This is a genomic window from Acinetobacter sp. WCHAc060042 (genome assembly GCF_003231195.1).
Taxonomy (GTDB): Bacteria; Pseudomonadota; Gammaproteobacteria; order Pseudomonadales; family Moraxellaceae; genus Acinetobacter.
This window is the reverse complement of record NZ_QKVN01000050.1, coordinates 1-19,076: the sequence shown is the minus strand read 5'-3', so window position 1 is coordinate 19,076 and position 19,076 is coordinate 1. Positions and strand designations below refer to the sequence as shown.

19 protein-coding genes are annotated in these 19,076 nt (G+C 41.5%); 14 read left to right on the top strand and 5 right to left on the bottom strand.

Translation table 11 applies throughout. From position 1 onward, the window contains the following. Positions 1–126: 126 nt before the first annotated feature. Genes DPG01_RS16405 through DPG01_RS16395 form a run of 3 tightly spaced genes read left to right on the top strand, consistent with a single transcriptional unit; the run spans position 127 to position 6,393 of the window. Positions 127–3,441, top strand: coding sequence for a type VI secretion system Vgr family protein (locus tag DPG01_RS16405; protein WP_110975799.1), 3,315 nt, complete (start codon positions 127–129; stop codon positions 3,439–3,441). 2 nt (positions 3,442–3,443) lie between these two features. After that, positions 3,444–5,630, top strand: coding sequence for a LysM peptidoglycan-binding domain-containing protein (locus tag DPG01_RS16400; protein WP_110975798.1), 2,187 nt, complete (start codon positions 3,444–3,446; stop codon positions 5,628–5,630). A 4-nt stretch (positions 5,631–5,634) separates the two neighbouring features. After that, a complete protein-coding gene (locus tag DPG01_RS16395; RefSeq protein ID WP_110975797.1) occupies positions 5,635–6,393 on the top strand; it encodes a hypothetical protein in 759 nt (252 codons plus the stop codon). A 45-nt stretch (positions 6,394–6,438) separates the two neighbouring features. Here the strand turns inward: DPG01_RS16395 and DPG01_RS16390 are convergent, their stop codons facing one another. Next, entirely contained in the window at positions 6,439–7,359 is a 921-nt protein-coding gene (locus DPG01_RS16390; RefSeq protein ID WP_110975796.1) for a Dyp-type peroxidase, read from the bottom strand. 163 nt (positions 7,360–7,522) lie between these two features. On the opposite strand from DPG01_RS16390, the gene DPG01_RS16385 reads away from it, so the two are divergent. Beyond that, positions 7,523–8,143: a LysE family transporter gene (locus DPG01_RS16385; protein WP_110975795.1), complete on the top strand. Its 621-nt coding sequence runs from the start codon at positions 7,523–7,525 to the stop codon at positions 8,141–8,143. Here DPG01_RS16385 and DPG01_RS16380 read toward each other — a convergent pair. From DPG01_RS16380 to DPG01_RS16365, 4 genes are read right to left on the bottom strand one after another with little or no spacing between them, the layout of a single operon-like run. Continuing rightward, a complete protein-coding gene (locus DPG01_RS16380) occupies positions 8,124–8,621 on the bottom strand; it encodes a DUF523 domain-containing protein (RefSeq protein WP_110975794.1) in 498 nt (165 codons plus the stop codon). The genes DPG01_RS16385 and DPG01_RS16380 overlap by 20 nt on opposite strands. Before the next feature lie 4 nt (positions 8,622–8,625). Continuing rightward, the gene (gene znuB, locus DPG01_RS16375; protein ID WP_110975793.1) at positions 8,626–9,426 is read right to left on the bottom strand and encodes a zinc ABC transporter permease subunit ZnuB; all 801 of its coding nucleotides are present in this window, start codon (positions 9,424–9,426) and stop codon (positions 8,626–8,628) included. Between the two features lie 3 nt (positions 9,427–9,429). Beyond that, positions 9,430–10,212 carry a zinc ABC transporter ATP-binding protein ZnuC gene (gene znuC / locus DPG01_RS16370; RefSeq protein ID WP_110975792.1) on the bottom strand — a complete coding sequence of 261 codons (783 nt, stop codon included), beginning with the start codon at positions 10,210–10,212 and terminating at the stop codon, positions 9,430–9,432. Beyond that, positions 10,197–10,691 carry a transcriptional repressor gene (locus tag DPG01_RS16365; RefSeq protein WP_086210815.1) on the bottom strand — a complete coding sequence of 165 codons (495 nt, stop codon included), beginning with the start codon at positions 10,689–10,691 and terminating at the stop codon, positions 10,197–10,199. The genes znuC and DPG01_RS16365 overlap by 16 nt, the downstream gene beginning before the upstream one ends. Positions 10,692–10,832: 141 nt before the next feature. Here DPG01_RS16365 and DPG01_RS16360 point away from each other — a divergent pair, with 141 nt between their 5' ends. The 10 genes from DPG01_RS16360 (at position 10,833) to DPG01_RS16315 (ending at position 19,026) form a co-directional block, all read left to right on the top strand. Further along, complete coding sequence (locus DPG01_RS16360) at positions 10,833–11,672, top strand: metal ABC transporter solute-binding protein, Zn/Mn family (protein WP_110975791.1); 840 nt, start codon at positions 10,833–10,835, stop codon at positions 11,670–11,672. A 171-nt stretch (positions 11,673–11,843) separates the two neighbouring features. After that, entirely contained in the window at positions 11,844–12,242 is a 399-nt protein-coding gene (locus tag DPG01_RS16355; protein WP_086210813.1) for an ATP synthase subunit I, read from the top strand. Between the two features lie 107 nt (positions 12,243–12,349). Continuing rightward, positions 12,350–13,225, top strand: a complete 876-nt coding sequence (gene atpB / locus DPG01_RS16350; RefSeq protein ID WP_086210812.1) for a F0F1 ATP synthase subunit A — start codon at positions 12,350–12,352, stop codon at positions 13,223–13,225. Between the two features lie 84 nt (positions 13,226–13,309). Then, on the top strand, positions 13,310–13,555 hold the full coding sequence (gene atpE / locus DPG01_RS16345; RefSeq protein WP_000424060.1) for a F0F1 ATP synthase subunit C: 246 nt from the start codon (positions 13,310–13,312) through the stop codon (positions 13,553–13,555). A 38-nt stretch (positions 13,556–13,593) separates the two neighbouring features. After that, positions 13,594–14,064, top strand: a complete 471-nt coding sequence (locus tag DPG01_RS16340; protein WP_110975790.1) for a F0F1 ATP synthase subunit B — start codon at positions 13,594–13,596, stop codon at positions 14,062–14,064. 12 nt (positions 14,065–14,076) lie between these two features. Next, entirely contained in the window at positions 14,077–14,613 is a 537-nt protein-coding gene (locus tag DPG01_RS16335; protein WP_086210810.1) for a F0F1 ATP synthase subunit delta, read from the top strand. 44 nt (positions 14,614–14,657) lie between these two features. Continuing rightward, positions 14,658–16,202 carry a F0F1 ATP synthase subunit alpha gene (gene atpA, locus DPG01_RS16330; protein WP_086210809.1) on the top strand — a complete coding sequence of 515 codons (1,545 nt, stop codon included), beginning with the start codon at positions 14,658–14,660 and terminating at the stop codon, positions 16,200–16,202. 87 nt (positions 16,203–16,289) lie between these two features. Further along, the gene (gene atpG / locus DPG01_RS16325) at positions 16,290–17,159 is read left to right on the top strand and encodes a F0F1 ATP synthase subunit gamma (protein WP_004984038.1); all 870 of its coding nucleotides are present in this window, start codon (positions 16,290–16,292) and stop codon (positions 17,157–17,159) included. Between the two features lie 26 nt (positions 17,160–17,185). Then, on the top strand, positions 17,186–18,580 hold the full coding sequence (atpD, locus tag DPG01_RS16320) for a F0F1 ATP synthase subunit beta (RefSeq protein WP_004684425.1): 1,395 nt from the start codon (positions 17,186–17,188) through the stop codon (positions 18,578–18,580). Positions 18,581–18,606: 26 nt separating this feature from the next. Further along, positions 18,607–19,026 carry a F0F1 ATP synthase subunit epsilon gene (locus DPG01_RS16315; protein ID WP_086210808.1) on the top strand — a complete coding sequence of 140 codons (420 nt, stop codon included), beginning with the start codon at positions 18,607–18,609 and terminating at the stop codon, positions 19,024–19,026. Positions 19,027–19,076: the final 50 nt, after the last annotated feature.

Sequence of the window (19,076 nt, the reverse complement as noted above, 5' to 3'; positions counted from 1 at the left end):
GCAGAATGCTCCTTTTTTTATTATCTCAGGAATACGTATTGATTAACATTATTTTACTAGATTAAAAATTAGACATTTTGTACACTCCGCGCACAAATATAAAAACCAATAACTTAAATAATGATCATGTTCAATTCTATTTATAAGATGCTGGAATCCTTTGGATTTGGCTCGCAAAAACGTGCCTTGCATATTCATTTTTCCAATCTGGCCTTGAATACACAGGTGTTTATTCAGCGCATTGAGGGTAAGCACCGTATCAATCAAGGCTTAAAAGCTGAAATTCTATGTCTATCGACCAATGCTTATCTGCCTTTGAAACAGTTCATTGGTGGGCGTGTCGCCGTAGATCAGGTTACGGATGTTGGGCAGCTCTCGCGTCTCACTGGCGTAATTACGGGTGCTAGTCAAGGCCAAAGTGATGGTGCACTAACTGTTTATAAACTGACGATTGAAGATGCAACCTCACTGTGGCATAAGCGCAGAAACAGTCGCGTGTTTATGAATAAAAGTGTTCGTGAAATTACTGAAACTCTGTTTAGTGAATGGCAAAACAATAGTGCCTTATTCGCAGCCAGTTTAAGCCTGAACTTAGACGGTTTGAGCCGTGATTATGATGTACGGCCCTTTGTCATGCAGTCTAATGAAACCGATGCTGAGTTTCTTACGCGCCTATGGCGGAGTGAAGGTATCAATTGGTTGATTGATGAACAAGCTCCGATGGTGTTCAGTTCGTCCGAGCCGATTCAGGCACAGCAACTTCGTTTGATTGATGACAATCAAGTGTTTACAGCACTGGGTCGTCGGACGATTCGTTTCCACCGCAGCCATGCCACCGAGCCATTTGATAGCATTACCAGTTTTATTGCAGAGCGGCATTTACAACCAACACGGGTACAAACGCAGCGTTGGCATGCGCAACATTTGCTTCAAGATCAAAGTCATACTGCACTCAGTACACATCAGCATAGTGATCAACAGGACAATGAAAGTTTAAGCTTAGAACAAGTTTGGTGTGTTAGTTCAGCATGGACGGGTGATCTGCAGGGAGGAGATCAGACGACAGTTGCAAATAGCAACCAACTAGAACGACTGAATCAACAACTGAGCCATTCTTACGAGCTTCAGGCCAAATATTTCACCGCAAAAAGTAGCGTTCGCGATGCGCAAGTGGGCTATTGGTTTGAAATGGTGGGGCATCCTGAAATAGACCAACATGTATCCACAGAGCGTGAATTTCTCATTTTAGGGAAAACTTTTTATAACCAAAATAATTTACCCAAAGAGTTGCTACAGCAAATCAATTTATTACTAGAAGGAAGTCGCTGGCAAGCTCTGAGTGAGGAACGACAAGCCAATGAACTCTTTGTTGTGCGCCGTGAGGTCAAAATTGTTCCTGAATATCAAGCGTGGATCCACCGTCCAGCAGCCTATCCTTTACGTGCCAAAGTCGTTGGGCCTGAAGGGGAAGAAATTTATGTGGATGCATGGGGGCGGATTAAAGTTCGCTTCATGTTTACACGTAGTGATGACCATGCTCATGATGGTGGTGCAGGTGCAAATGACAATGACACGGACTCGGCATGGGTCGATGTATTGACCCCATGGGCGGGTGAGGGATATGGAGCACGTTTTCATCCACGTGTCGGAGAAATTGTGGTCATCGACTTCTTTGAGGGGGACGTTGATCGACCCTTTGTCGTAGGGCGAATTCATGAAGCCGAGCGCCACCAAACCATGTTTGATGTGAAAGGGACATTGCCTGCGACGAAGAAACTCAGCGGGATCCGTTCACAAGAAGTTGCAGGGCAAGGCTTTAACCAACTGCGTTTTGATGATACGACAGGGCAAATTAGTGTGCAGCTACACAGTAGTCATGGAGCGAGTCAGCTCAACCTTGGTAACCTCAGTCATCCAAAAGAAACTGAAAACAGTGATGGGCGTGGTGAGGGGTTTGAGCTAAGAACGGATCAATGGGGAGCCATGCGTGCAGGTAAGGGTCTCTTGATTAGTACCTATGCTCAGGATCAAGCGGTCGCAGATCATTTGGCAGCGTCGGAAGCCCAGTCCATCTTGCAGCAAGGTCATGACAGTATGCACATGTTGAGTACTCTGGCTGTTAAACAACAGACTGATGCATTGAATGTTGTTAATCGTCTGCCTAAGTTGATTCAATCTTTAGAGTTAAAAGGAGCCAATCAAGCACTCCAAGCAACTGTTGGTTTATTTAAAACGGCAGTCAGTCAAGATCCGATTTCGGCACTAAAAAGCTGTGGTGGCTTTATTGAGGATATTCAAAAATTTGGTCAAGACACAGACAATTTGATCAATGAATTTAGAGACTTCTTTCAAGACGCGAATAACTCAATCGAAAACTTAAAAGCCTTTATTGATAACCTTGAAGAACACGGTTCAGATGCTTTAAAGAGTCAGTTGCAAAGTGTCAAAGAAAAATTGAATGCGGATCCCTTCTCCGCTTTAAAAGATGTTGGCAAAGTGATCGCCAATGTCGAGATGAAAGACTTTGACCTGACCAGTGTTTGTGGAAGCTTTAATAAAGGTAGCAAACTAAATGTTAATCCTATGCAGGCATTGGGCTTCATGCAAGGCTTTATGGAGACATATGCTCAAGAGGCAGAGCAAACGCAGAATACTCAGAATCAAGCTCAAGCGAAGATCTTTCGTCAGGCTTTAATGCTGTTGGCTTCCCCCAATGGTATTGCCCTCACGACACCCGAAGATATTGTTTTACAGGCTTCTCAAGACATTGTTGAAAGCGCACAGGGGTCTATTAACTTAAGTGCACAGAAGAATATTATTGCGCATGCACAGGATAAGGTGAGCTTATTTGCTGCACAAAAAGGGCTAAAGGCATTTGCTGCAAAAGGAAAAGTTGAATTACAGGCGCAAGATGATGCGATAGAGGCGATTGCGCGCAAGGTGATTAAGCTAATTTCAACTGAAGATAAAATAGAAATAACCAGTCCGAAAGAAATTGTGCTCACTGCTGGTGGTTCGCAGCTCAAAATCAACGGCGATGGGATTTTTGCGACAACAGGTGGAAAGTTTGAAAGTAAGGCGGGGCAGCATAGTTTTGTGGGTGGGGCAAAAGTGTCTTATGAGGTTCCTGAATTACCTTGCTCTTCTACTTTTAGCAATCGGCTAGATATTTATAATTTATTTTGGGCAAGTGATTTTAATCAGCTCAGTTACAAAGCTTTTATTCCTGAGACAAATGTATTTATTGCAGGGGTAATAGAGGAACATGGCCGTACAGGAAAAATTAACACATCAGACCCAACAAAAGTCCAAGTGCTTGTTGGATCTGATGATGAATGGGGCTTACGAGTCGAAAGTTTTGATGAAGATGATTTTAGTATTGATAAAAATGTAAATGGTGAGAATTTAGAAATAAATCATAATGAAAATAATAAGGATTAGAAATGAATAAAAAATCATTAGTGACTATACAAATTTTAGATTTATTTGGAAGCCCAATTCCTAAAGCTCAATATAAAGTGACGAACCAAAGGACTGGACAGGTTATTGCGGCTGGTGCAACAAACTCTAAAGGGTGCATTGTCGAAATTAGCCGAGATAAAGGTACAGCATTAGATGTTCATGTCAAAAGTATGTTTGATGGTTTAATGCTAAAAGTCCAAAGCTTTGTTATGTCTAGAGATAGGATGATTGTAAAGATTACGAGCCCTAAAGTTCTTTTAAACTTAACGACATTCACTAATCAGGGAAGTAATGGAGAATATAAAAGAAAAACACATGTTGTGAAAAAAGGAGAAACTTTATTTGATATCGCTCAGAAAAATAATACGACAGTTCGCGCATTAGAACGCTTAAATAAGATAGATGATCCAAATAAGATTTATATTGGTCAAGTGATTAAGTTGGAAGTAAATATTCCAGCTACAGGAAATCATGTGCATCAACAAAAAGAAAAATCAGCCACACAACCAAAAAATCAATCGTCCCCTAGTACAACATCAAAAATATCTCAGAGGCAAGAAGCAAAAAAGCCTTCTCAGGCGAGTCCGCAAAAAAAGCAAGGTGATGGACTTTTTTCAGGAAATTTAGGTAATGAAATCCTAAATAAGGTGAATGAACTTTATGAAGAGGGTAAGAATATACTCAATGAAACTGCCAATTTAGGCTCTAAAATCCCGACAGTTGAAGACCGTAGCCAAGAGAGTGGAACACCCAAAACGAATACTGAAAATTTATGTAAAACCAATCCTCAATGTATTTCATCAGGTAAAAGTGAATTAATTAGAGAAATTAATATTCGTTTAGCTGGGTTTGGTGGTGCATTACCCACAGATGAGTTTACTAACTTAACAGCTGCTTGTATTAGGCAATTTCAGAGAGATTATATGGGGGTGATTGAAACTGGAAAAATTTGTGGAAGCGTTTTATCTGCTTTGGATAAGTTTTACTATGAGTATCCAATAGCAAGTTTTATGGCGAAGGCTTCTTGTCCGTGTGGTGAGTGTTTAGGGTATGGTAATAATATTAGAGGGGTGAAGTCAGGATTAAATACTGCAAATGAGTATCCAGGTTTACATAGGTCTTTAATATGGGTGTTGAAGGCATTAAGTTTTTATCTAAAAAATGATTTTAAATCTGAAAATATCGAAGTAGCATATATAGAGTCCGGGTATAGGTGTATCGAGAGTAATAAACAAAAGAAAAGAACTAGTGTTAACCATATGGGACTAGCTTTAGATATACATTTTAATAAAAATGGAGTTAGAACTACAGCTTCTCAAGATATGAATAAAATACGTAAAAAAATATTAGTAGCTAAGATGAATGCTTCAGAACAAAGACAAGATGGTAAAATTTATCTGGAACCAGAAAAGTTTAATGATGGTTCTTCGGGAGCAAGTACATGGGTGCATTACGATGTGACAAAATTTTCAATGGTTGCTAGAAATGAAATTTATTTTAAAAAAACAGTTAAAGATCTAAATGGAGAATTATTCTCTGTTCTACTAAAAGAAATAAATAAGCAATCTTTACTCAGTTGTTCTGGTATTATCTTTAAAAATGAAGATCCTAAATCTAATATTTTAGAAAGTGAGTTGATTTTATCGAATCAAGATATTATTGATATTATGAAGGTAACGGAGACTGAAGTAATTAAATTTAAAAATGAAAATAATTTTAAACAACAAGCTGCTGGAGTTGTAGATACTATATTAAATAGGACGAAATCTGGTGTATGGGGAGGTACTGTGAGAAATGTTGTCAATGCACATCGTCAGTTCTCTAAAATAACAGGACCTAAAAGTTTAGAGCCATATGGTTCTGTTCAAAATATGCCAATGTCTGCTGTTAGCTCAAGGATAAAAAATTTCGTGAATAGTTATTTGATTGAAAGAGCAAATGGTCGCCCATCCATTGTAGGGGGACATTTGAATTATGCAAATAAATATTATTCTGATGAATATAATCGAAAAGCATGGGTCAATGTTTTTCATGATAAAGCTGTTAGAGAGGGTCTAATTTTTGGTCATGGAAAAGCAATTCATGCACATGGTACAGTTTCTGAATTAAAAGATAGTATTCCAAAACCATTTAAATTAAGACTTCCAGATAATTTTAAAGGAATTTAACACCATGTTTAATTTTAATTTTTTTTATTTAATTTTTTTTATAGGATTAGGTTTTCTGAATGTGGCATGTGCAAAAACTAGCACAAAAGGTTGCAATTCAAATAATGTTGAGGAAAAATTTCAATGTATTAGAAAAGAAAATTTTCTTCTTGAAAAAGAGTTGAAAAAGTTAAAAAACAATGAAAGAAAAGATTTTACTCTATGGAAAAAAAGTATTGAGAATAGATGTGAGAGTAAAAAATCTTATACTCTTGGGGAAGGTGTTGGATTGGTAAAGGAAGAGTGTTATAGGTGTGAATACATAAACAGGTTAAATGAAATTGGCAGAGATAATGGTAAGGTTTTAAAAGAAATTAATAAAAAAAATGATGATGGATTTTCTGTAACTTTATTACCTTATAATACTGATGATCACATCAACTGCATTTTGAAAAACAGTAAGACTAGTTGTGATAAAGTAAATTTAATTGATGTTTCTGCTTTATTGAAAGTTTATAACGAACTTGATGAAAACTATGGTAGTTCAGTTATCTTTCCTGAATCAAAAAATGGTGTGATCTTAATAGCATCTCCATCGTCTTCGGATTCTGGTCGCTCTGTAATTAATCTTACCTCAGTAAATGCATTGGGACTATTTAAAAAAATTACTATAGATGCTTCTAACAATATAACAATTAATAAAAACTATGAAATATTTTATACAAAGAATGGAAAGCTGTTGAAAATTACTCTGAATAATAATGGAGAGTTTGTTATTAATTGATTAAATTAGGAGTAACTAGCATTTTTAGTTACTCCTAATTTAAAATCACCCTTCAAGCACTTCTTCCAGTAACTCCTCACTCGGTGCAAAATAATAAGCACCGTCAACAGGAGTTACAAAATGAAGCATGCGGTCATGGATTCCATCACCACTGGTGCCAAACATTCGCAGTAACATCGCATCAATAATGCTTAAATCTTTCGTATAGGCAATAAAAAATAAACCTTGCTCACCTTTACCATCGCCATAAGGAAGAGAGTGACGTAGGATTTCCATTTCCTCGCCCTCATCATCTTCAACCACGACACGTGCAACGTGAGAATTATCAGGCTTAACCTCATCATCTAGTTCAATACTTTCAAGTTTTGTTCGGCCAAAAACTTGCTCTTGAGCATCAACTTTTAATTTTTTCCACTTTTCCAAATCATGGCAATAGCGCTGTGCAAAGATAAAAGAGCCATCTGCGAATACTCCGGAATTTTCACCTAATAATGCTGTTTCAGCACGATCATCGGGGAACTGCGGGTTTTCAGTACCATCAATAAACCCAGTCAAATCTCGACCATCAAAATTGCGGAAACAGACTCGTTCATCTAAAACATCCACTTTATCTTGGATACCTTCAAAGAACGATTGGCTAAGGGCAAAACAAATATCGGTACGCTGAGCCGCAATATGAATTAAAACATCCGCAGGTGCGACAGGCATATTAAATGAACCGTAAATGGGCTCTAGCTGTTTAAACCCTGCAGGCGCTATAGGATGAAGTTGTGCCCAAAGTTCAGGGCCAAAAGCAACCGCTGTTTTAATTTGAGCATGTGGATGTTGAGTAATAAGACGATCACGGGTTGAAAATAAATCTTCTAATTTTTCTTTAAGTTCTTCAATACTTAAATCTTTTAAACGTAAAACAATAAAACGGGCATGATCTGAAGGTAATGGTAGAATTACAGATTGGGCGGTCATTCATGGCTCCTAAAAAAATTGTTATTTCTATTGGCTACACTTATTGTGCCTTATGCTGTTTCAGCTTCATAGCCTTTAAGTGAAAAATTCATTGATGAATTATGGGCCCCTGAAAGCATGAAAGATCATATAATTGAACAGTCATTTTCTCTCAATATCTTTTATGTCATTTCAAATCTGGCTTGGTTTCGTACTTGCATGTTGGATCATTAGTATCTCCCCTGGGGCAGGGGCCATTGCGTCAATGTCGAGTGGTGTCAACTACGGTTTTCGGCATGGCTACTGGAATGCACTGGGCCTACAACTCGCCTTATTGGTGCAAATCGGTATTGTTGCGGCTGGGGTGGGGGTGCTTTTTGCCACAACGCCGTGGGCATTTTGGGCTGTGAAATGGTTTGGTGTGGCTTATTTAATGTATTTGGCTTATTTACAATGGACGGCACCCATCCAGTCGATTGAAATTCAAAAAGAACAACCGACTAAATCACGTTCCAAATTGGTGATGTATGGATTTTTGATCAATATGAGCAATCCCAAAGCCATCGTATTTTTATTGGCTGTTCTACCGCAATTTTTGGATTTGTCTAAACCGCAGTGGTCTCAATATGCGGTGATGGCCGTCACGATGGTCACGATTGATTTGATTGTGATGGCGGGATATACAGGGCTGGCAGCAAAAGTTTTAAAACTCTTAAAATCCCCGCGACAGCAAAAATATCTCAATCGTACTTTTGCCGTGTTGTTCAGTTGTGCGGCGGGATTGCTTAGTTTAGTTCATCAGTAAATTTAGTCTGCGTCAGTTCTGCTAAAAACTGTTGTTCAGTAACCACATGTATACCGTGCTGACGAAATAGGGCGGCAGTGACTCCTTCACCCGCAATTTTTTGCCCTGTAAATGAACCATCATAAATGCCATTGCTACCACAGGATGGGCTATTGGCTTTGAGCACGGCATGGGTAACATGGTTGGCTTGTGCCAATGCTAAAGCTTGGTAGGCACCTTGAATAAAGACATCGCTAAGCGGATAGCCATCTTCGGAAAAGACCTGTGCCTGACCGAATAAAACATCAGCACCTGACCCATGGCGAATTTCTGCTGCGGGACGTGGGGTGGGAAGTCCTGCACTGACTTCAGGACATAAGCTGACATAATTTTTATCGAGCAAGGCTTGAACCAACTTAGCGACTAGGCAGTCTTTGCCGTCATAACGGACTTTTTGTCCGAGTAGACATGCGCTGATAAAATAACGTTTATGGCTCATTTATTTAAGTCAGTTTTTTAAACTTCTGCGCGATAAAAATCAGCGCAAACAGAATCGACATGGTTAAAACGATGCTCAGTCCCGTAGAAGTGTTTAGCCCTGCACTGGACCATAAACCAACCGTTACTCCAATTTGCGCAATCACAAAGGCCCAAATCACCATTTGTTTTGGAGAGTGGGCAAGCAGTCGAGCGGTGAGTGCTGGAATGACAAGCAACGCACCCATCAGTAAAGAACCCACTGCACGAAGCGCTAAAATGGTAAATAGAGCCAGTAGCAACATAAAAATCAAACGTTGCCATTTCGCACTAACACCTTCACTGACAGCCATATCAGGATCAATAGCGATTTGAATTTGAGCCTGCCAACTTTTATAAAGCACAGCCAAAGCAACAACAATAACGCTTGCAAAAACAGGGAGGTCAGCCCATGTAATCGTGAGCAAATCACCAAACAAATAGCTGAGCAACTCAGGTCTTAAACTTGGAATGTGTTGAATAAACATTAGGCCTGAGCAGAGCAAGGTCGCAGAACAGAGTGCGAGTAAGGCGTCATTCGGTAAACGTGGATCATGCAACACCCAAAGAATCGCCACCAACAGCACCGCAATAAAAGCTACACCCATCCACAGGGGTAACGCCATTGCTCCTGCAATTGCGACACCCAATAGTGTGCCATGTGCCATGGTGTCGGCAAAGAACGACATACGACGCCATAACATCAAACAGCCCAGTGGAGCTGTGAGGAAGACCAACAAGGTTCCCATAATCCATGCAGGCAATAGTATTTGTAACCATTCCATCATGACTTAAGCTTCCGGTTCAGGGTGAATGTGGGGGCGAGTGTCATGCTGACAAGGCGTTGCACTATCACCATGTGCACAGTGATCATGATGATGCTGATAGAACACGCGGTTGGTACCAAATATTGCTTGGTATTCGGGGTGCTGTTGCACATTTTCAGGTAAACCGCTACAGCAGATGTGTTTATTGAGACACACCACACGATGTGTCCCTTGCATCACCCACTGCAAGTCATGGGAAACCATAAGCACAGCACAACCGTATTTGACGGGCAGACTGCGTACATAATCATATAATTCAGCTTCAGACTGGATGTCTAAGCCTTGCATGGGTTCATCGAGAACCAAAATATCGGGTTGGCGTAACAGCCCGCGCGCCAGCAAAACCCGTTGTCGTTCCCCACCTGAAAGCTGCTGTACTTTGGAATTTTCAAGTTTGCTGATCCCCGTATCGTGGATGATTTCTTGTTTGATTGTGGGATCACATTTTTCCAAAGCTAAGAGGTCTTTCACCCTAAGCGGTAGGCTATGTGAAGGATTAAATTTTTGTGGCACATAGGAAAACTTCAGGGACTTTGTCGTTTTAATTTCACCAGCATTAGGGCGCACAATGCCCAATAGTACTTTAATGAGCGTGGATTTCCCCGCCCCATTGGGTCCGATCAAGGTCACAATTTCTTGCTCATGCAAAGAAAAATCGACATGTTTTAGAATGTCGCGTTCATCAATGCGAACACTAATCTGGGAGAGTTCGACCAGAACGGGATCCGAATTTATTTGTTGCGGCACTGCTGACAAATTCCTGAAATTTCAATAATACTATGCTGCGCGGTGAAACCATCTGCTGCTGAAAGGGCGTCGAGTTGTTGTAATAACCCTTGGGCAGAGGCTTCCGTCACTGACTTGCAATCGGTACAAATAAGAAAGGCCGCTTGATGTCCCTCGCGTGGATGACAGCATGGAATATAGGCATTAATTGAGGTTAAACGGTGAATCAGGCCTTTTTCTAATAGAAAGTCTAAAGTGCGATACACTGTTGGCGGGGCAGCAGGACGGTCAGCATTACTTTTAATTTTAGCCAGCAAGTCATACGCCCCCATTGGGCCTGTTGCATTGAGGATCAGTGCCAACACTTCTTTTCTTAGCGGGGTTAAGCGTGCCCCTGTTGTTGTGCACAAGACTTCCGCTTCCGCCAAACGCGTCTCAACGTTGTGATGACCATGCACATCATGTAAAGCATGGTGGTGTTCGTGAGAACAAGCGCTCATAGCAAACCTCAAGTGCAAAATCTATAAAAGAAAAACGACATTAAATCTTAGCATGAAGCGAAGAGAGTTTCGATTGGGCATAGGTATTTTTGTTGATTTGTTATATTATAACACTAATTATCTTTCTAGTGATTGCTCCCCATGTCCCGTTTTTTGGCTTTTTGTGCGTTTGCGCTGTTTAGTAGTGTTGCTTGGACGCAAGACTTGGTTGTCTCTACGCAGCCCATTTACTTGATCGCACAGGAAGTGGCGAAAGGCATTGAGAAACCAACCTTATTATTGGCGAATCAATCTGGACATGATGTCAGTCTAACCCCAATGCATCGCAAAATTATTCAAGATGCAGATCTGGTGATTTGGTTGGGTAAAGAACATGAGGCACCTTTAGATAAGCTGTTGTCACAGAATGAAAAAGCCATTTCTATCTTACACTCGGGCATTATTCATGCATTACCTCAGCGAAATACCCGTGGCATAGCACTCAAAGATACTGTTGATACTCATGTCTGGCTAGATCCCAATAATGCAGTTCGCATAGCTTTCTTTATTGCAAGTCTTCGCTCGCAGCAAATGCCTGAATATAAAGACCGTTATTGGAATAATGCTAAAGTCTTTGCGCAGAGCATGTTGCAAACCTCCAATATATATAGTCAAAGTACCCAAGCTCGCCCATATTGGTCTTTTCATGATGCTTATCAATACCTGGAACGACCTTTAAACTTGCGTTTTGCAGGTGCGCTAACCGATGATCCACATGTTGCACCTACTGTTGCGCAAATCAAATACTTAAATGACAACCGTCCTTATTCTAAGATGTGCCTTTTGGCTGAAGTGCATGCCAGTCAAGCACAATATCAAAAGTTGAACCCACTGGTTTTCCAAGCGGTCGATGAAAGTATGACTGGGGCAGGGGATTTTGTCAGTGCGTGGAAGCAATTAGCTGATCATGTGCATAAATGTGTGCTAAATACCAGAAAGTGACGCAAAAATTAAACAATAATTGATTAGTTTAAAAGCAATTTAAACATAGAAAAAAACTCGACTTAGGTCGGGAAAAGATTGCATGTTCAGGGGTGTAACCCTATAATGCCTGCGATTAAAAATAATCATCAGCTAAACTTGTCAAGCATGATTGTTGTGAGTGAGTAAAAAATGAGCCGAACTAGTCGCTTGATTGACCGACGATTAGCGAAAGCTTTAGTCCTCTTACAAGCATGTATGATTCCTGTTTCAGCCTTGATCGGTTGGGTCTTGAAAGATTCAACTGCAGCCCTGAGTGCAGCATTAGGTGCGCTCGTGTGTTGGCTTGCGACTTGTTATTTTTCATGGCAGTCGTTTCGAGCAGCAGGAGCTCGCGCTTCTAAACAGGTTCTTGCGAACATGTATAAAGGCATGATGGGTAAGTTTGCAATTGTGATTGTTGGTTTCATTTTAATTTTAAGCAATGTCAAACCGTTGTCAGCGGTGGCGTTGTTTTGTGGTTTTATGCTCGTTCAAACCATGACGTGGGTTGCTCCATTTTGGGTGTCGCGTCAACAAAAACGAGTTTAATAAGCACTACAAAAAATTGAAAAGTTTTTTAGGAGAAGAACGAGATGTCAAGCAGCACGCGATGTTCGTTCTCTCTATTTGTATTTGACATTGACCAGGTGTGATTTATGGCTGCTGAAGAACATGCCCTTACTTCGACCGAGTATATCAAGCATCACTTGACGAATATGACCTATGGCAAAATGCCAGATGGTTCATGGAAGTTGGCTGAAACTGCTGATGAAGCTCAACAGATGGGGTTCACTGCTATTCACTTGGATTCAATGGGTTGGTCTATCACGCTTGGTGTGATTTTCTGTTTGTTATTCTGGTGTGTAGCGAAAGCTGCAAACTCTGGTGTTCCAACCAAGTTCCAGTCTGCAATTGAAATGATCATTGAGTTTGTAGACTCAAGTGTTCGCGACACTTTCCATGGCAAATCACGCTTAATTGCTCCACTTGCATTGACTATTTTCGTGTGGATTTTCCTCATGAACGCAATGGACTTAATCCCTGTTGACTGGATTCCATTCATAGCTCAACAAATTGGTGCAAGTGTATTTGGTATGGATCCTCATCACGTTTACTTTAAGGTTGTACCTTCTACAGATCCAAACATTACCTTAGGTATGTCTTTATCTGTATTTGTTCTGATCTTGTTCTACAGTATTCGTGAAAAGGGGATTGGTGGTTTCGTTGGCGAATTGGCACTTAACCCATTTAATCCAAGTAACCCAGTTGCAAAAGCGTTATTAATTCCAGTGAACTTAATTCTTGAATTGGTAACCTTCCTTGCACGTCCAGTTTCATTGGCTCTACGACTTTTCGGTAACATGTATGCAGGTGAGTTAATCTTCATCTTGATCGCATTATTACCGTTCTGGATCCAATGGGCGTTGTCTGTGCCTTGGGCGATCTTCCACATTCTTGTTATTACGCTACAAGCATTTATTTTCATGATGCTGACTATCGTATACTTGAGCATGGCAAGCGAAAAGCATTAATGGTAATGCCCTACTATCACTGGATGGTTGGGCGCATAATTTTTTATTTTAATTTGGTATAAACCTAACCTCTGAGGAATTATCATGGAACTCACTTTAGGTCTAGTTGCAATTGCATCTGCTATCTTGATCGCTTTTGGTGCTTTAGGTACTGCGATTGGTTTTGGTCTTTTAGGCGGTCGCTTCCTTGAAGCTGTTGCTCGTCAACCAGAATTGGCTCCACAACTTCAAACTCGTATGTTCTTAATCGCAGGTCTTCTTGATGCTGTGCCTATGATCGGTGTTGGTATTGGCTTATTCTTCATCTTTGCTAATCCATTTGTAGGTTAATCAGCTTAATTCCTAAATTAAACTATTGAGGAATAGCAATGAATATCAACCTCACATTGATTGGCCAAGCGATTGCATTTGCGATTTTCGTCGCATTCTGCATGAAATTTGTATGGCCACCACTAATCAATGCGATTAGTGAGCGTCAGCGTAAAATCGCTGATGGCTTAAACGCTGCTGAAAAAGCAAAAGCTGACCTTGCGGATGCGCAAGCTCAAGTGAAAGCTGAATTAGACGCGGCTAAAGCACAAGCGGCTCAATTGATCGAACAAGCGAACCGTCGCGGTGCACAATTGGTAGAAGAAGCTCGTAATCAAGCGTCAGCTGAAGGTGAGCGTATTCGTCAACAAGCAAAAGAAGCTGTTGATACAGAAATCAATTCTGCTCGTGAAGAATTACGTCAACAAGTTGCTGATCTTGCAGTAACAGGTGCTGAGAAAATTCTTAGCCAAAAAGTTGACGCAGAAGCTCACAATGCCATGCTGACTCAGCTGGCTGCTAAACTTTAAGAGAGGCGGATTATGGCTGAACTCTTGACGTTGGCACGCCCTTACGCTAAAGCAGCATTTGCTTACGCTTCTGAGCAAAATGCAACTGACAATTGGTCATCTGCATTGAATTTGCTCAGTGCTGCGGTGCAAGACGAAGCATTTTCAGCTTTCCTAACTCGCCCTGAGCTTACTCCTGCTGAGCAGGTAAGTCTTTTTGCAAAAGTATTAGGCGAAGACCAAACTGCAGCAGTGTCAAACTTTTTGACATTGCTTGCTGAAAACAACCGTTTGGCGCTTCTTCCTGAAATTTCTGCAGAATACGAGCAGCTCAAATCACAGAATAACAATACTGTGGATGTAGTGATTGAATCTGCATTCCCATTGACTTCTGTACAAGAACAATTACTGACTCATGCTTTAGAGAAAAAATTCGAAGCTGCGGTAAATGTAACTGTAGAAGTTAAACCAGAGCTTATTGCTGGTGTTGTTATTCGTGCAGGCGACCAAGTGATAGATGATTCTGCACTTAACAAGCTAGAAAAAATGCGGACTCGTCTTCTTGCTTAATTGCATAAGAAGACTGAACTTTAAAAAGATTGAGGTATAGCGCAATGCAACAACTGAATCCATCCGAGATCAGTGCGCTCATTAAACAGCGTATCGGCGATCTGGACACCAGCGCGACCGCTAAGAACGAAGGAACCATTGTTATGGTTTCCGACGGTATTGTGCGTATTCACGGCCTTGCTGATGCAATGTACGGTGAAATGATCGAATTCGACGGCGGCTTATACGGTATGGCACTGAACCTAGAACAGGATTCAGTGGGCGTCGTTGTTTTAGGTAACTACTTAAGCCTTCAAGAAGGTCAAAAAGCTCGTTGCACAGGTCGTGTATTAGAAGTTCCGGTTGGTCCAGAACTTTTAGGCCGTGTAGTAGATGCTTTGGGTAACCCAATTGATGGTAAAGGCCCAATTGATGCAAAATTAACTGATGCAGTAGAAAAAGTTGCACCAGGCGTAATCTGGCGTCAATCAGTGGATGAACCTGTACAAACTGGTTATAAATCAGTAGATACAATGATTCCAGTTGGCCGTGGTCAGCGTGAGTTGATCATTGGTGATCGTCAAACTGGTAAAACAGCAATGGCGATCGATGCGATCATCGCACAGAAAAACTCTGGCATTAAATGTGTATACGTAGCTGTTGGTCAAAAACAATCAACAATTGCTAACGTGGTACGTAAGCTAGAAGAAACTGGCGCTATGGCGTATACAACTGTTGTAGCAGCAGCGGCAGCGGATCCAGCAGCAATGCTTTTCCTTGCTCCGTACTCTGGCTGTACAATGGGTGAATACTTCCGTGACCGCGGTGAAGATGCATTGATCATTTATGATGATTTGTCTAAGCAAGCTGTTGCTTACCGTCAAATTTCATTGTTATTACGTCGTCCACCAGGTCGTGAAGCGTATCCAGGTGACGTATTCTATCTTCACTCTCGTCTACTTGAGCGTGCTTCTCGCGTTTCAGCTGACTATGTTGAGAAATTCACGAATGGTGAAGTTAAAGGCCAAACTGGCTCATTAACTGCATTACCAATCATTGAAACTCAAGCGGGTGACGTATCTGCATTCGTACCAACGAACGTAATTTCGATCACTGATGGTCAGATCTTCCTTGAAACATCATTATTCAACGCAGGTATTCGTCCTGCTGTGAACGCGGGTATTTCTGTATCTCGTGTTGGTGGTTCAGCGCAGACTAAAGTTATCAAGAAATTGTCTGGTGGTATCCGTACTGCACTTGCACAGTATCGTGAACTTGCAGCGTTTGCTCAGTTCGCTTCTGATCTTGACGAAGCAACGCGTAAACAGCTTGAACACGGTCAACGTGTAACTGAGCTTATGAAGCAAAAACAATATGCTCCATACTCAATTGCTGACCAAGCTGTTTCAGTTTATGCATCTAACGAAGGCTATATGGCTGACGTAGAAGTGAAGAAAATCGTAGACTTTGATGCTGCGTTAATTTCTTACTTCCGTTCAGAGCACGCTGCGTTAATGCAAAAAATTGACCAGACTGGTGCTTGGGACAAAGATATCGAAGCTGAATTCAAAGCTGGTATTGAAAAGTTCAAAGCGACTCAAACTTACTAATTTAGCAACTTGCTAATTAGTGTTGGTTTGGTTCACGGAATCAACCTTCGAGGGCTCGAAAGGGCCTTCGAATACTAGGTTAAGCGTATGGCAAATTTAAAAGAAATTCGCGCCAAAGTAGCTAGTATCAAAAGCACGCAGAAGATTACTCGCGCGATGCAGATGGTAGCAGCTTCTAAGATGCGTCGTGCGCAAGAGCGCATGGCTCAAGGCCGTCCGTATGCCGAAAATATGCACCGTGTAATTGCTCATTTGGTTCAAGCGAACCCTGAATATAAACACCGTTATATGGTTGAACGCCCAGTTAAGCGCGTTGGCTATATCATTGTGTCTTCAGATCGCGGCCTTGCTGGTGGTTTGAACATTAACTTGTTCAAAAAAGTGGTTAAACACGTACAACAGCAACAAGAGCAGTCAATTGAAGTTCAATTTGCTTTGATTGGTCAAAAAGCGGTTTCGTTTTTTAAAAACTACGGCGGTAAAGTGCTGGGTGCTACGACAAATGTCGGTGATACACCAAGCCTTGAACAGTTATCTGGTTCTGTACAGGTGATGTTAGACGCATTTGATAAAGGCGAGTTAGATCGTATTTATCTAGTGTCAAACGGCTTTGTCAATGCCATGACTCAAAATCAAAAAATCGAACAACTTGTTCCTTTAGCAACTGCTGAAGAAAACAAGACCCTTAACCGTCAATACGGTTGGGATTATATCTATGAGCCTGAAGCTGAAGAGCTTTTAAATGGCTTATTGGTTCGTTATATCGAGTCTGTGGTATATCAAGGCGTGATCGAAAACATCGCGTGTGAGCAGTCAGCTCGTATGGTTGCAATGAAAGCTGCAACCGACAACGCAGGTGATTTGATCAAGAGCCTACAACTTATTTATAACAAGCTGCGTCAAGCCGCGATTACTCAGGAAATTTCTGAGATCGTTGGTGGTGCCGCTGCCGTTTAACATTATTTTGAATTGAGGAGACAGCAATGAGTAGCGGTCGTATCATTCAGATCATCGGCGCGGTTATCGACGTCGAGTTTGAACGTAACAGCGTTCCTAAGATCTATGACGCTCTCCACGTTGATGGCACTGAAACTACATTAGAAGTTCAGCAACAACTTGGTGATGGCGTAGTTCGTACTATTGCAATGGGTTCTACTGAAGGCCTTAAGCGTGGTTTGAACGTAACGAATACTAACGCTCCAATCTCTGTACCAGTGGGTACAGCGACTTTGGGTCGTATCATGGACGTTCTTGGTCGCCCAATCGACGAAGCTGGTCCAGTTGCGACTGAAGCGCGTTTGCCGATTCACCGTCAAGCACCTTCTTATGCTGAACAAGCAGCTTCTACTGACCTTTTAGAAACTGGTATTAAAGTCATCGACTTACTATGCCCGTTTGCTAAAGGTGGTAAAGTTGGTCTGTTCGGTGGTGCCGGTGTTGGTAAAACTGTAAACATGATGGAGTTGATCAACAACATCGCGAAAGCGCACTCAGGTTTATCTGTGTTCGCTGGTGTTGGTGAGCGTACTCGTGAAGGTAACGACTTCTATCACGAGATGAAAGACTCAAATGTTCTTGACAAAGTAGCAATGGTTTACGGTCAGATGAACGAGCCACCAGGTAACCGTTTACGCGTAGCGTTGACTGGTTTGACTATGGCTGAGTACTTCCGTGACGAGAAAGACGAAAACGGCAAAGGCCGTGACGTACTATTGTTCGTAGACAACATCTACCGTTATACACTAGCAGGTACTGAAGTATCAGCACTTCTAGGTCGTATGCCATCTGCAGTAGGTTACCAACCAACACTTGCAGAAGAGATGGGTGTTCTTCAAGAACGTATTACATCGACTAAGTCTGGTTCGATTACGTCAATCCAAGCGGTATACGTACCTGCCGATGACTTAACAGATCCATCGCCTGCAACTACGTTCGCTCACTTGGACGCAACTGTTGTATTGAGCCGTGACATCGCATCTTCTGGTATTTACCCAGCGATCGATCCACTGGATTCAACTTCACGTCAGTTAGATCCACTAGTTGTGGGTGCTGAGCATTACGAGATCGCTCGTTCAGTTCAAAACGTTCTTCAACGTTATAAAGAATTGAAAGACATCATCGCGATTCTTGGTATGGACGAACTTGCAGAAGAAGATAAGTTGACTGTTTACCGTGCGCGTAAAATCCAACGTTTCTTCTCTCAACCGTTCCACGTAGCTGAAGTGTTTACTGGTGCTCCTGGTAAACTTGTACCGCTTAAAGAAACGATTCGTGGCTTTAAAGGTCTTTTAGCTGGTGAATACGATCACATCCCAGAACAAGCGTTCTACATGGTTGGTGGTATTGACGAAGTAATTGCTAAAGCTGAGAAACTTTAATTAGTTACCTAATTTAGGAGATTCTCATGGCGACTATGCAGTGTGATGTTGTAAGTGTTCAAGAGTCTTTGTACTCTGGCACTGTAACGATGCTAATTGCTAAAGGTGCTGGTGGTGAGTTGGGTATTATGCCTGGTCACGCACCACTAGTAACTTTACTCAAGCCGGGCGCAATCCGCGTTCTACTTGAAAATGGTACAGAAGAGTTAATCTATGTATCTGGTGGTGTACTCGAAGTTCAACCGCATGTTGTGACGGTTCTTGCAGATACTGCAGTCCGTGCAGAAAACTTAGATGAAGCAGCAATTATTGAAGCGCGTAAACACGCTGAACAATTGCTTGCAAATCAAAAGAGCGACTTGGACTCTGCTGCCGCTTTGGCTGCTCTTGCAGAAACTGCTGCTCAGTTGGAAACCATCCGCAAAATCAAGAACCGTGCTCAGTAAGAGACGGTTTGAGATTAAAAAAGCCACCCGAAAGGGTGGTTTTTTTATGT

Coding starts and splice junctions, on each gene's coding strand:
- DPG01_RS16395 (WP_110975797.1), top strand. CDS start 5,635: ATGTTTAATTTTAATTTTTTTTATTTAATTTTTTTTATAGGATTAGGT.
- atpG (WP_004984038.1), top strand. CDS start 16,290: ATGGCAAATTTAAAAGAAATTCGCGCCAAAGTAGCTAGTATCAAAAGC.
- znuB (WP_110975793.1), bottom strand. CDS start 9,426: ATGATGGAATGGTTACAAATACTATTGCCTGCATGGATTATGGGAACC.
- DPG01_RS16365 (WP_086210815.1), bottom strand. CDS start 10,691: ATGAGCGCTTGTTCTCACGAACACCACCATGCTTTACATGATGTGCAT.
- atpB (WP_086210812.1), top strand. CDS start 12,350: ATGGCTGCTGAAGAACATGCCCTTACTTCGACCGAGTATATCAAGCAT.
- DPG01_RS16315 (WP_086210808.1), top strand. CDS start 18,607: ATGGCGACTATGCAGTGTGATGTTGTAAGTGTTCAAGAGTCTTTGTAC.
- DPG01_RS16390 (WP_110975796.1), bottom strand. CDS start 7,359: ATGACCGCCCAATCTGTAATTCTACCATTACCTTCAGATCATGCCCGT.
- atpD (WP_004684425.1), top strand. CDS start 17,186: ATGAGTAGCGGTCGTATCATTCAGATCATCGGCGCGGTTATCGACGTC.
- atpA (WP_086210809.1), top strand. CDS start 14,658: ATGCAACAACTGAATCCATCCGAGATCAGTGCGCTCATTAAACAGCGT.
- DPG01_RS16385 (WP_110975795.1), top strand. CDS start 7,523: ATGTCATTTCAAATCTGGCTTGGTTTCGTACTTGCATGTTGGATCATT.
- DPG01_RS16405 (WP_110975799.1), top strand. CDS start 127: ATGTTCAATTCTATTTATAAGATGCTGGAATCCTTTGGATTTGGCTCG.
- DPG01_RS16360 (WP_110975791.1), top strand. CDS start 10,833: ATGTCCCGTTTTTTGGCTTTTTGTGCGTTTGCGCTGTTTAGTAGTGTT.
- DPG01_RS16335 (WP_086210810.1), top strand. CDS start 14,077: ATGGCTGAACTCTTGACGTTGGCACGCCCTTACGCTAAAGCAGCATTT.
- atpE (WP_000424060.1), top strand. CDS start 13,310: ATGGAACTCACTTTAGGTCTAGTTGCAATTGCATCTGCTATCTTGATC.
- DPG01_RS16380 (WP_110975794.1), bottom strand. CDS start 8,621: ATGAGCCATAAACGTTATTTTATCAGCGCATGTCTACTCGGACAAAAA.
- DPG01_RS16340 (WP_110975790.1), top strand. CDS start 13,594: ATGAATATCAACCTCACATTGATTGGCCAAGCGATTGCATTTGCGATT.
- DPG01_RS16355 (WP_086210813.1), top strand. CDS start 11,844: ATGAGCCGAACTAGTCGCTTGATTGACCGACGATTAGCGAAAGCTTTA.
- DPG01_RS16400 (WP_110975798.1), top strand. CDS start 3,444: ATGAATAAAAAATCATTAGTGACTATACAAATTTTAGATTTATTTGGA.